Source organism: Streptomyces sp. NPDC030165 (genome assembly GCF_055573595.1).
In genome coordinates this window covers 46386-58331 of record NZ_JBVIBD010000037.1, presented here as the reverse complement: position 1 = coordinate 58331, position 11946 = coordinate 46386, and the positions used below count along the sequence as shown (strand labels likewise).

The 11946-nt window shown below is 73.5% G+C and carries 8 protein-coding genes; 4 read left to right on the top strand and 4 right to left on the bottom strand.

All coding sequences use genetic code 11. The annotated features are described in order from the left end of the window. The first annotated feature begins 277 nt into the window (after positions 1–277). From ACZ4Z1_RS39350 to ACZ4Z1_RS39335, 4 genes are all read left to right on the top strand, one after another. On the top strand, positions 278–1261 hold the full coding sequence (locus tag ACZ4Z1_RS39350) for a GNAT family N-acetyltransferase (protein WP_468491499.1): 984 nt from the start codon (positions 278–280) through the stop codon (positions 1259–1261). Further along, positions 1258–2577: an extracellular solute-binding protein gene (locus tag ACZ4Z1_RS39345; protein ID WP_468491498.1), complete on the top strand. Its 1320-nt coding sequence runs from the start codon at positions 1258–1260 to the stop codon at positions 2575–2577. Before ACZ4Z1_RS39350 ends, ACZ4Z1_RS39345 begins: the two co-directional genes overlap by 4 nt. A gap of 63 nt (positions 2578–2640) precedes the next feature. Beyond that, complete coding sequence (locus ACZ4Z1_RS39340; protein WP_468491497.1) at positions 2641–3651, top strand: carbohydrate ABC transporter permease; 1011 nt, start codon at positions 2641–2643, stop codon at positions 3649–3651. Continuing rightward, positions 3648–4520 (top strand): carbohydrate ABC transporter permease, encoded by an 873-nt coding sequence (locus tag ACZ4Z1_RS39335; RefSeq protein WP_468491496.1) that lies wholly within the window; start codon positions 3648–3650, stop codon positions 4518–4520. The genes ACZ4Z1_RS39340 and ACZ4Z1_RS39335 overlap by 4 nt, the downstream gene beginning before the upstream one ends. A gap of 23 nt (positions 4521–4543) precedes the next feature. Here the strand turns inward: ACZ4Z1_RS39335 and ACZ4Z1_RS39330 are convergent, their stop codons facing one another. The 4 genes from ACZ4Z1_RS39330 to ACZ4Z1_RS39315 form a co-directional block, all read right to left on the bottom strand. Then, positions 4544–5170 (bottom strand): ScbR family autoregulator-binding transcription factor, encoded by a 627-nt coding sequence (locus ACZ4Z1_RS39330; RefSeq protein ID WP_468491495.1) that lies wholly within the window; start codon positions 5168–5170, stop codon positions 4544–4546. A gap of 287 nt (positions 5171–5457) precedes the next feature. Continuing rightward, positions 5458–6738 carry a hypothetical protein gene (locus tag ACZ4Z1_RS39325; RefSeq protein WP_468491494.1) on the bottom strand — a complete coding sequence of 427 codons (1281 nt, stop codon included), beginning with the start codon at positions 6736–6738 and terminating at the stop codon, positions 5458–5460. Then, positions 6735–7961, bottom strand: coding sequence for a hypothetical protein (locus ACZ4Z1_RS39320; protein ID WP_468491493.1), 1227 nt, complete (start codon positions 7959–7961; stop codon positions 6735–6737). Before ACZ4Z1_RS39320 ends, ACZ4Z1_RS39325 begins: the two co-directional genes overlap by 4 nt. Continuing rightward, entirely contained in the window at positions 7958–11914 is a 3957-nt protein-coding gene (locus ACZ4Z1_RS39315) for a tetratricopeptide repeat protein (RefSeq protein ID WP_468491492.1), read from the bottom strand. Before ACZ4Z1_RS39315 ends, ACZ4Z1_RS39320 begins: the two co-directional genes overlap by 4 nt. Positions 11915–11946 lie beyond the last annotated feature (32 nt).

Below are 11946 nucleotides of genomic sequence, written 5' to 3'. Positions count from 1 at the left end.
CGGACGAACTCCCACTCGGCATCTGAGAGCTCATGTCGACGTATCACCCGACCATGATCCACCATGCAAGATCATTTGAAGACACCGCCTAGGGCCGTCCGGCGCGCGGGGCTCCTCGCAGGGGCCCCGGAGCGGGCCAACCGGGGGATTGACGGGGGCCGATCGCCGTAGGCGCGCACGTCCCGGAGCCCGTGGTGCGCGAGGTGTTGGAGCCTGGACGCACGGCGGGGACCATGGGCCCTGCCGGCCCGTACGGGACGCGGATGAGAGGACGCCGATGGATCACGCGACGCCGCACGCGGGCCCGGTGCGTGTCCGCGCGTTCGCTCCCGGGGACGTCGGCCCGCTCGTCGCGGCGTGGGGGCGAAGCGTCCCGTGCGATCCCGTCACCCGGGAGCGCTTTCGCCGGTGCGTCCTGCTGGACCCGAACTTCGATCCTGCGGGGCTGCGTGTCGCCGTGCGGGACGGTGAGGTGGTCGGGGCCGCGTACGGTGTGCGCCGGACGGTTCCGATGGCCGGAGGTGACCTGGAACCGGGGCAGGGGTGGGTGCCGTTCTTCTTCGTGGATCCGGCCGTCCGCCGTGGCGGGCTCGGGCGCCGGCTGCTCACCGGTGTGCTCGACTGGCTCGCCGGGCATGGCTGTGACCGGGCCGACTTCGCGTGCTACACACCGCACTACTTCCTGCCCGGCCTGGACCGCAACCTCTATCCGGACGCCGGCCGGCTGCTGGCTGAGCTGGGCTTCCGGCCCCGGGGCGAGGCGGTCGCGATGGATCGCGGGCTGGTCGGCTACCGGATGCCCGACGCGGTGCGGGAGCGGGCCGCCGCGCTGGCCGCCGAGGGCTACCGCTTCGGCACGCCGCGGGAAGACGACCTGGTGGGGCTGCTGCGGCTGGCCGGCGACGCATTCGGTCCCGACTGGCCGTGGACGATCCGCCGGGCGCTGGACGGCGGCGCGCCCATGGACCGCGTCGTGACGGCCCGCGACCCGTCGGGCCGGGTCGTGGGCTGGGCGATGCACGGGGCGTACGAGGGGCTGACCGAACGGTTCGGACCGTTCGGGGTGCGGGCGGACCAGCGCGGCACCGGGCTGGGCAAGGTGCTGCTGCACCTGACGCTGGAGCGGATGCGGGCGGCGGGCGCGCACGGGGCATGGTTCCTGTGGACGGGCGAGCGGAGCCCGGCCGGGCAGCTGTACAGGTCGGCGGGGTTCGTCACGACCCGGACGTTCCAGATCTTGCGGCGGGAGGTGCGGTCATGAAGCGGCGCCGGGTGCTGGCGGGGCTGGCCGGAGCGGCGGTGACGGCGGCGGGCTGCGGCGCCCCGGGGCGGAGCGGGAGCGGCCGCCCCGGCGACCCGGTCGTGCTGACGCTGCTGTCGCACTACGCGACGGAGCCGCTGAAGTCGGCGCTGCAACGGGCGGTGGACACCTGGAACGCCGGGCACGACCGGGTGCACGTACGGACGACGGCGGTCCGGTTCCAGGACCTGCTGACCACCTTGATGGTCCGGCAGGCCGCGGGGCAGGGCGCGGACATCATCCACCCGTACAGCCTGTGGGCCGGGCAGCTGGCGGAGGCCGGGGTGGTGCGGCCGGCCCCGCAGGAGGACGCCGAGCGGATCACGCACGGCTTCGCCGGCGCCGCGGTCCGGGCTGCCTCGGTGCGCGGCCGGATCATCGGCTATCCGACGGAGGTGCAGCCCTACGCGCTGTACTGCAACCAGCGGCTGCTGCGTGCGGCCGGGCTGGACGGGCCGCCGCGTACCTGGCGGGAGCTGGAGGAGACCGCGTACCGCACCGCGCGGCGCGACCGGCACGGCAATACGCTCGTGCAGGGCTTCGGGCTGTCGCGGGCCGACGACGCGACCGTGGTGAACCAGACGCTGGCGCTGCTGGCCTCCCGTGGCGGATCGTTCCTCCAGCCGGACGGCTCGCGCAGCGCCCTCGGCTCCCCCGCCGGCCGGGCCGTCTTCGCGCTGGAGCGGCGGCTGATCGACCGGGGCGCGAGCGACCCCGGCACCGACCTGATGAAAGCCTTCCCCGCGGGCCGGGTGGCGCTGGCGGTCAGCGGCGCCTGGTGGACCGGCAGCCTGCGGCAGACGATGGGCCGGGACTACCGCGATGTCGCGGTGGCGCCGGTGCCGGGGCCCGCGCCCGGCAACCGGGGCACGGTCACCACCGGCTTCCTGCTCGGCGTGAACGCCCAGAGCCGGCATCCGCGCGAGGCGTGGGAGTTCCTGCGCTGGCTGAACGACGAGGTGGTGCCGGCCGGCCCGCGGGCGGGCCGGGCCGCCGCGGTGCGCGCCACACGGATGAGCGTCCTGCAGATGTCGGTCGGCACGATGACCGGCCGTACCCGCGACATGCGGAGCCTGCTGGCCGCCGGTGGCGATCCGAACCTGGGCCCGTTCGTCGACGCGCTGGACTACGCCACGCCGGAGCCGAACGGACCGCGTGCGCAGAAGACCAAGGCGCTGCTGCGCAAGAACATCGAGGAGATGTGGACCGGCCGCCGCACACCGGACGATGCCGTACGGAACGCCGTACGCCAGGTCGACCAGGAACTTGCCCGCTGACCGCCCGCCCCGCCCCACGGACCCTCACACGCCGGTCCGCCCGTCCCGAAAGGCTGGTGCTGCATGGCGACAACGGTCGGAAACGCGGACGGGGACGGCGGGAGAGACCGCACGGACGCCGGGCGGCGCGGCTACGAGGACGGCGGGCGGGGTGTGCGCACGGCCGGGAGCCGCGCCCGCGCCGCCGCGCACCGGCGACACCGACGGCAGACCGTCGCCGCCTACCTCTTCCTCACCCCCAGCCTGCTCTTCTTCGCGGTCTTCCTCGTCCTGCCGCTGCTGTTCGCGGTGCTGCTGTCGCTGTCCCGCTGGGCCGGCTTCGACCTCGCCGACATACGGCCGACGGGCACGGACAACTTCGCCGCCCTCTTCGCCCGCGGCTCGTCCTTCCTCACGCCGGTCCTGAGCAACACGCTGCTGTACGCGCTGGGCACCGTGGTCCTGGCGCTGAGCGGCGCCGTGCTGGTCGCCCACTGCATCACCAACCTGCGCTTCCAGGGGCTGTGGCGCACGCTGTACTTCCTGCCGATCGTCACGACCGTGGTCGCGGTCGGCAACGTGTGGAAGTACATGTACGAGCCGGGCGGCCTGGTCAACGGGGTGCTCAACGCGCTCGGCCTGCGGTCCGTGGCCTTCCTCCAGGACCCGGCGACGGCACTGCCGTCGATCGTGGTGGTCCAGGCGTGGGCCTCGCTCGGTTCCGCGATCCTCGTCCTCACCGCGGGCCTGAAGGCCATCCCCCGCGCCTACTACGAGGCGGCCGAGCTGGACGGGGCCGGGCAGCTCACCGTCTTCACGCGGATCACGCTGCCGCTGCTGCGGCCGTCGCTGCTGTTCGTGTGCGTGACCCAGTTCATCACCGGGCTCCAGTCGTTCGCGCTGATCATCGTGATGACCGGCGACGGCGGTCCGGGCGACGCGGCCGACGTCGCCGCCCTGGAGATGTACCAGCGGGCGTTCACGTACGGGGACTGGGGCTCGGCGAGCGCGGCGGCCCTGGTGCTGTTCGTCCTGATCCTAGTGATCACTCTGGCGCAGCTGTGGCTGTTCCGGCGGAAGGGAGCGGACGCGTGAGACGGCGCAGGCGATTTCCGTGGCTGTCGTACCTGCTGGTGGGGGTGGGCGCGGTGGTGACGGTCGTACCGTTCCTGGACATGCTGCTGACCTCGTTCAAGGGGCCGGGCGAGTACGGCAGGCTCCCGTACCGCTTCCTCCCGGAGGCCTTCGAGCTGTCCAACTACCGGGAGGCGTTCGTCCGGCTGGACCTGCCGCTGCTGTTCCGCAACAGCGTCGTCGCCACCGCCGTGATCACCGGTTCGGTGCTGCTGACGTCCTCACTGGCGGGCTACGCCCTGGCCAAGCTGCGCTTCCCCGGCCGCGACCTGATCTTCCGGCTGGTGCTCGCGACGATGATGTTCCCGCCGTTCGTCTTCTTCATCCCGCACTTCCTGATCCTGGTGCACTGGCCGCTGGCGGGCGGCAACGGCCTGCTCGGCGACGGCGGCGCGGGGCTGACGGTCAGCCTCGCCGCGCTGGTCATGCCGTTCCTGGTGTCCGGGTTCGGGATCTTCCTGATGCGGCAGTTCATCGTGTCCGTACCGGACGAGATGCTGGAGGCGGCCCGGATCGACGGTGCCGGGGAGTTCACGGTGTGGTGGCGCATCGTCGTACCGCAGACCAAGCCGGTGGCCGTGACCCTAGCGCTGCTCACCTTCGTGAGCGCCTGGAACGAGTACATCTGGGCCCTGCTGGTCTCGACCGCGAATCCGCGGCTGATGACGCTGCCGGTGGGCATCCAGACTCTCCAGAGCTACCTGGACCCCAACCGCATGGTGCCCGTGATGATGGCCGGGCTCATGCTGAGCGTGCTGCCGGTGCTGCTCCTGTTCCTGCTGTTGCAGAAGTACTACATCAGGGGAGTCATGCTCAGCGGCCTCAAATGAGAGACGGCCGCGACGGCCCGGCGTCAGGCGACCGTGTCGCCCCGGTTCTCCTCGAAGGTGAGCAGCGGCCTGGTGCCGGGCGCGGCGATCCCCGGCAGCAGGTACCGCCACAGGGTGATGATGCGCTGGTGCAGGTCGGCCCGGCCGGACGAGATCTGCGACAGCAGCTGCGTGCCGGAGTAGGAGCTGACCAGGACCCAGGCCAGGTCGTCCACGTCCACGTCCGCCAGCAGCTCGCCCCTGTCCCGGGCGGCGCGCAGCTGTCCGGCGAACTCCTGCACCCAGTACTGGTACGGGGCGTCGTCCTGGACGCCGAACTCGCCCTGCTCGATCGCCAGCCGCACCCCGGCCCGCAGCGCCGGGTTGGTCTGCAGCTGCCCGGCGAGGTACAGCGTGATGTCGATCAGCCGCTGCAGGCCGTCCTCACCGGGCGGCATCTCCAGTCCCTCGCCCTGCTCGATCATCACGGCGTGCGCCAGGGCCTCCTTGGACGGGAAGTGGAAGTACATCCCGCCCTGGGTGACCCCCGCCCGCTTCATGATCTTGCTGACACTCGCACCGCTGAATCCGAACTCGTCGAACACCTCGGAAGCCGCCCGGAGAATAGCCTCCCGGGTCTTGACCGCCCGCTCCTGCACTGACCGCACCATTTCCCTCGGCAAACACGTGAATGGTACGAAGAAAACGCGGGCCCTGCCGCATCGGTACCGGCCCCGCCCGTGATGTGGATCACTACGGGGGACCCCGGCCGGTCGCGGCCGCCGGTCCGGTGCCCGCTGTGCGCCCCGGCCGTGACCGCCGGCACCGCAGTCCAACTGCGCAGGTCGCGCAGACGGCCACCGCGCGGCGCCGCCGGCCGCCGTCAACCGTCGTCCAGGCCGGTTCAGGCCGGTTCAGGCCGGTACGCCCGGTCAGCCACGGCCGGCCGCTGCCACCGTCAGTCGGCGGGATCTCCGCACAGGTGGTCCAGCGCGAAAGCCCCGGCCCGCTCCTGCGTCTGCCGCTCGGCCTCCAGCTGCTCCAGCAGCCTCTTGAGGAGCCCGGCGTCCTGCGGATCCTGCAGGAACTCCAGTACGGCCCGCTGGAACGCTCCCCGCAGGGTCGACGGCATGGCGTCGGACGCGTCGAAACAGATCTTGTCCGCCGACCGGAAGAGCTTGCGCACCGCGGCGGTGCTCGCCGAGAGCCGCCCCTCGCCCGTGCTCCCGCCGGGGAAGAAGGGACGCGCCCCCGGGTCCGCCTTCGCGGCCCATACGGCGCGGGCCTGGCGCGAGGTCAGTTCCCGCAGCAGGTCCCAGGCGGCGTCGCTCGGCCGGAAGACGGCTGCCATGTCGCCGGAGACCTCGTACGCCTTGAGGTCGGCCGGCAGTCCGGGGACGAACGTGTGGGTGGGCGCGGGCAGCACCTCGTCGCCGTAGTGCCGGCGGATGAAGGAGCCCTGGTGCTCCAGGGTGCACCGGCCGCTGTTCAGCAGGCCGTACCGGCCGCCGCCCAGGCTCTCGAACTGGGTCGATATCGCCTTTTCACCCGCTTCGGGCCCGTCCTTCGCGAGCACGTCCCGCCACGCCTGCCAGGACCGTCTCACCTCCTCACTGGTCCACGGCAGACCGCCGGTGGCCCAGTCCTCGTACACGGCCGGGCCGAACTTCTGCAGCAGCAGGTCCTCGATCCAGTCCGTGCCCGGCCAGCCGGACGTGGGCCCCGACGCCATGCCCAGGCACCAGCGGGGGTTCTCGGCCGCCTTGAGGTCGCCGGGGCGGCTCCAGACGATGCTCTTGAGGTCCACCCGGATCGGCACCCAGTACGAGTGCCGCTGCCGCTCCCCCGCCGGGTCCTCCAGCGTGATCTGCTGCGACCACGGCCCCAGCGCGGATCCCGCCACGTCCTCCTCCAGCACCTTGGCGTCACCGCTCCGGGCGTACTCGGCCAGCTCGCCCAGGCCGTTGAGGACCGCCACGTCGGGCGGCGTCTTCGAGCGCAGCTGGGCCGCCAGGGTCTCCCGCAGGGAGCGGGTGCCCTCGTACTCGAAGGACCGCCCCGTACGCTTGCCGATGTCCTCCAGCATCCTGACGAACGGGGTCTCCTCCCCGTCCGTCCACGGGCCCAGGACCACCACCGTGCGGTCCTCCTCCGAGGAGCAGCCCAGCGGTACCAGGGCGGTGGTGACCAGCAGGCAGCAGGCCAGGACGGGACGGAGCAACCGGCGTGCGCTTCTCATGCCTTCCCCCAGTCGATCTTCCAGTGTTCCCGGCCGTACCGGCGGAGCGTGAAGCCGCACGCCACGGCGCCCGCCGCCCCGGCGGCCAGGGCCAGCACGGCCGCCAGCTCCCAGCCGCCCGGGTGGGTGCCGCGCAGCTTCGCGGCGAGCGCGGCGTCCTCCCGCTCGACCACGGCGTCCGGACCGCGCGGCGAATCGGCCTCCTCCGTGCCGTCACCGGACGGGCGGGGCACGGTGATCTGCCCGAGCCGGTACGCGGAGCTCTCCACGTCCCGCTGGGCCCGCTGTTGCGCGGTGATGCCGGACGGGAGCACCGCGAGCACCAGCAGCACAGGCAGCGCGTACAGCACCAGCAGCGGGCTGCGGACGTGCAGGCGGACCCGTACGTAGTCGAGCAGGCCGACGAAGACGAAGGCGAGGAGCAGTGCGGCCGGCAGCGCGGCCGACGCCGTGACGGCGAGCACGGTGCGCCGGTCCGACAGCTCGGCCACGGCGGTGCGCAGGTCCTTCTCCAGGCGGGTGATGCGGTGGAGTACGGCGGTCGGGCCGGTGCGCAGCAGATCCGTCGCGTAGTCCATGCCCGCCCTGCGCAGCGGCCGGCTGTCGTGGTGGCTGTCGGCCCAGCCGATCCAGCCGTCGTAAGCGGTCACCAGGCCCGACACCACACGGACCATCTGCTCCTGGGCCCTGCTCAGCGCTCGGGTCTGAACGACGTTGTTGAGGCTCTGCGACGCCTCGGTCACCAGGGCCGGGTATCTCTCGCCGAGCCCGACGAGACCGGTCTGCTTCAAGGGCTCGCTGTCGCTGGTGCCGAGCCGCTGTTCGGCCTCCTGCTGCGCGAGGGTCAGCGACACCCGGGCGTGGGCCAGGTCGACCAGTGCGGGGGCGTAGCGGTCGCGCTGTTCCTCCGTACGGTGGTGGACGTCGAAGAACGCCGTCCCCGCGAGCGCGAGCACCGCGAACATGGCGGCGGGCAGCATCACCATGCGGCTGAACAGGAACTTCCCGGTGGGCTTCAGCGCGCCTCCCGCGCCGCGGCCCGCCGACCAGCGCCACAGCGCACGGACCGGACGCCACCGCTCCCGGGGCGCCCCGGGCTGCTCGTCGGAATCCGGCGGGCCGGGTTCCTGCCGGTCGGGGTCTCGCCCGCCGGGTTCCTGCGGGCCGCTCCCGTCCGTGCCGGGCTTGCCCGGGTCCGGGCCGGGGCGGTCGTGGCGGTTCATCCTGGCCCCTCCGTGGCGATGTCCTCGTACGTCTGGAAGCCCCCGCCGTTCGCCCGGGCCCGCTTCCGGCGGCCCAGCCAGCGGCGGCGCTGGTCGCCGCGCCGGTGCCAGAGACCGAAGGGGCGGGTGTGGTAGGAGTTGTCGAGCAGCGCTTCGGCCAGGGCCCGGTCACGGCCCCGTTCGGCAGGCGGCATCTGGTACAGGAGCCGCCGGTAGCAGGCGGCGAGCTCTTCGCGCAGGACGCGCTCCGTCGGCGGGGCGGGAATCTTCTCGGCCCGGATGTCGGGTCCCGCGCACAAGACGCTCAGCGGGCCGGGGCCCGCACCGGCGGGCGCGGTCGTCACGAGCAGGAGCAGCAGTTCCTGGAGGTCGGCACGGAGCCGGTCCTGGGCGTGCCGGTCGGTCAGGCCCTCCTTCCGTGTGAGCCGGTGCAGGGCCACCCAGGCCTGCCGGGCCGCGGCCACGGTGGGCGGACTGCCGTCGGCGGGCGGTGCCGCGAGGATACGGACCATGGCCGTGCGGGCGGCGGTGCGGTGCCGCGAGTCGGCGGGGACGGCTTCGAGGCAGTCGAGGGCGAGCTGGGGCTTGCCGGTGGCGAGGTGGATGCGGGCCAGGCCGAAGGCGGCGCCGCCCAGGGCGTGGTTGCGGTGCCACACCGCTCCGTACAGGGCAACGGCCTCCTTCAGGTCCTTCTCGGCCTCGTGGCAGTAGCCGAGGGCCAGTTTCGGCGCGTACTCCCCCGGGATGGCCTCGTACACCAGGTCGAAGCAGGCCCGCGCGTCGGCCACCCGGTCGTGCACGAGGTGCAGCAGCCCCTCGTGCCAGTGCAGCCGCCAGTCGAAATCGGCGAGTTCGCCGACGGCCTTCCGGGCCCGGGCCAGCTCGGCCTCGGCGGCGGCCCGCTCCACGACGGCCTCCTCCGGGTGGTCGCGGGCGATCTCCAGGTGGAGCCGGCAGTGCAGCAGCGCCTTCTCCGGGGACTCCTTCCACGCGTCGCTGAGCTGGAGCAGACCGACCGGGTCGTCGTAGGAGGTGCGGTGCAGCTCGGTCCAGTTGCCGTCGGCGGCGCTCGGCATGGGGACCGGCAGGCCGAGGGCGACCTCGGCGGCGGCCGGCGGTTCCGCCTCCAGCTTCCGCTTGACGTTGCCGCCGTCCCGCCACTGGCCGAGCGGCGGAGCCTTGCCCAGCGCGCCGTCGAGGGCCGCGGACGCCGGGGCGAAAAGCGTCGAGGGCTCGAAGGCCGCCTCCTCGCCGAGCCGCAGCGAGCGCAGCTCCCGCAGGACGCCGCGGAGCTGGACGGACATCTCCCGGGCGTCGGCGAAGCGCTCCTCCGGGCAGCCGGCCGTGGCGCGGCTCAGCACCTTCAGCAGCGACCGGGTGCCGAGCCCCGGGGGCGCCTCGGGCACCCGGGCGAGCAGTTCCTCCAGCACGGCGCCGGCCGCGTACAGATCGGCCGCGACGGTCATGCCGGAGGAACCGTGCACCTCGGGCGCCGGGTACGTCACGGGACCCGAGGTGCCGATCGGCCGGACGCCGGCCACGTCGACGAGCTTGATGCCGGCGCCGCAGTGGATCACATTGGTGAGGGAGAGGTCGCCGTAGACGAGCCCGCGCTCCTCGTGGAGGTAGGTGAGCGCGTCCAGGACGAGCAGCCCGTAGGCCGCGACGAATTCGTACACCCGGTGGTCGTGGAAGGGCTCGGCGCGCTTCTCGATCTGTTCGGCGATCCATTGCAGCGGCGCCCCGTCGGCGAACTCCATCACGATGAAGCTGAGCTTGTGCTCCGAAGCCCCGGGCTCCCTGGCGTAGTTGAAGACCTTGATGATCGACGGGTGGTTGAGGCCGACCAGCCGCAGGCGCTCCTGCACGGCGTTCTTCACCGCCTGCTCGTCGTCGGGGTCGTGCACCCCTTTGAGAGCCACGGGCCGGCCGGCGAGCATCCGGTCGCGGGCGAGGTAGACCTGCCCGTAACTGCCCTGGCCGAGGCGGCCGACGACCTCGTACTGCTGGTGCAGCTGCTGGCCCCGGACGAGCCCGGTACGCCGCGCGGGGGCGGTCACCGGCACGGCGGCCGGCGGGCGGTCCGCACCGGGCGCCGACGCGGGGCCGGGCGGCGCGGGCGGGGGTGGATCGGGCGGCGGCTCCGGCTCGACGAGGGCGTCCGGATCGCCGACCGTGACGTGCGGCAGGTCGGTCAGCCCGTCGCCCGGCGGGAGGACGACGTAACCACGCGGGGCACGGGGCCGGTCGAGGCGCTGCAGGGCCTCCTCGACGTCGATGCCGATACGGAACAGGTGGTACGCGGCGCTCGCGCTGTTGCGCAGGGTGCCGCCTTGGCGCAGCGCCGCCAGCCTGCCGGCCAGCCGGGGCTGGACCGGCACGTATCCGTCGCCGGCCGCCGTCCGCCCGGTACGCGACCGCCGGCGCTGGTCCTCCAGGCCGGCCAGCACGGTCAGGCGCGCGGCGACGGCCTTCTCGTGGCGGTCCGCCCAGCCTTCGTCGAGGAGTTCGCCGACGACCCGGGCCAGCAGCGGTGAGCGCTGGTCACGGAAGACGAGCAGGAGCCGGCTGTGACCGCGCGCCAGCAGCGCGTGCAGCAGCGACATGACCGCTCCGTCGGCCCTCCGGGTCCGGTCGACGCTGAGCAGGGCGGCGGTCATCGGCGGGGCCTGTTCGGCGATCCGCGCGGTCAGGGCGGCGACGGCGCCGTCCTGTGCCGCCCCCTCGGGCACGCCGGCCCGGGCCGCGGTACGGCGGACCAGTTTCTCGGCCGTCCAGCCCGTCGCGTCCAGGGCCAGGTCGATCGAGCCCGCCCGCGGCGTGGCCGCGCGGCCACGCCGCAGCGACCACGGACCGCGCTCCCGGTCGGCCAGGACGAGCGCGGAGTGCAGGACGGACCGGGCCTCCACGTCGTCGTCGGCGACGAAGGCCAGCTCCACGGGTTCCGCCACACCCTCCGGGCGGCCGTGCCCCTGGACGGTGCCGCCCCAGCTGCCGCCCAAGGCCCCCGGCGTCCCCCGCCGCGCTCCGGTGTACCGGTCGGTGCCCGCACCGGTCCTTCTGCCGACGCCGGTGGCGCGCCCCGCGCCGGTCCCCCGGCCCGTGTCCCTGACCGTGGCTCTGCCGGTGCCCGGTCCTCCGTCACCGAGCCAGCGGGCGATCCAGCGGCGGAGTCCGACCGCCCGGTCCGGGCCGGCCGCTCCGGGGTCGAGCCGGATGGAGCCCGAGACGGCGCGGGCTCCGGTGGCACGGAGCTTGATCTTCTCGTCGGCCAGGTGACCCAGGACCGTCTCGGTCGGGATCATGTACGCGTGGCTGGAGGGCACGGGGAACTGCGCCGTGCCGTACTGGTGCACCAGGATGCCGATCACACAGCCCGTACGGTCGTGCACCACCCCGCTGCCGCTGAAGCCGTGCCGGACCACGTAGGGCGCCGTCTCCGGGTCGAGCTGCACCCACTCGGGGAAGCGGCCCGGTCCGCCGCGTCCCATGAGCCGGGCGGTGATGTGCTCGCCGCCCGGCAGGTCCTTGGGATAACCGACGGTGTGCACCCGCTCGTTGCGCGCCGGGACCTGCCGGTGCAGCACGGCGGGCTCCACCGGCGGCTGCTCGGCCAGCCGCAGCAGCGCGATGTCGGCGCCGAACTGCGCGGTGGGCGGCCACAGATGGCGGGTGAGCACCACTGCCGCCACCGGGTCGGGCACCGCGGGCAGGGCGCCGGGAAACTCCGCGTACACGTCGGCCAGCGGCACCGGCGGGCCGAGCGGCCGGCCGGTGCCGCCGGCGGTCCGACGGGCGGCCAGGACGACGTGCGCGCAGGTGAGCACCAGACCGTCGGGCAGCAGCACGCCCGCGCCGAGCGGCGGGGCGTCCCGGCGCTCCCCCTGGAACAGCCGGACCCGCCAACATCCGTCGTCTGAGTAGTAGTTGGAAGTTCCCCCGAGCTCCCTCATACTCCTGAACCATAGCCGCGGGGAGTGACGAC

What these genes read in the sequence shown, in the direction of transcription:
- ACZ4Z1_RS39350 (WP_468491499.1), top strand. Translation starts at nt 278, where the DNA reads ATGGATCACGCGACGCCGCACGCGGGCCCGGTGCGTGTCCGCGCGTTC.
- ACZ4Z1_RS39345 (WP_468491498.1), top strand. Translation starts at nt 1,258, where the DNA reads ATGAAGCGGCGCCGGGTGCTGGCGGGGCTGGCCGGAGCGGCGGTGACG.
- ACZ4Z1_RS39340 (WP_468491497.1), top strand. Translation starts at nt 2,641, where the DNA reads ATGGCGACAACGGTCGGAAACGCGGACGGGGACGGCGGGAGAGACCGC.
- ACZ4Z1_RS39330 (WP_468491495.1), bottom strand. Translation starts at nt 5,170, where the DNA reads ATGGTGCGGTCAGTGCAGGAGCGGGCGGTCAAGACCCGGGAGGCTATT.
- ACZ4Z1_RS39325 (WP_468491494.1), bottom strand. Translation starts at nt 6,738, where the DNA reads ATGAGAAGCGCACGCCGGTTGCTCCGTCCCGTCCTGGCCTGCTGCCTG.
- ACZ4Z1_RS39320 (WP_468491493.1), bottom strand. Translation starts at nt 7,961, where the DNA reads ATGAACCGCCACGACCGCCCCGGCCCGGACCCGGGCAAGCCCGGCACG.
- ACZ4Z1_RS39315 (WP_468491492.1), bottom strand. Translation starts at nt 11,914, where the DNA reads ATGAGGGAGCTCGGGGGAACTTCCAACTACTACTCAGACGACGGATGT.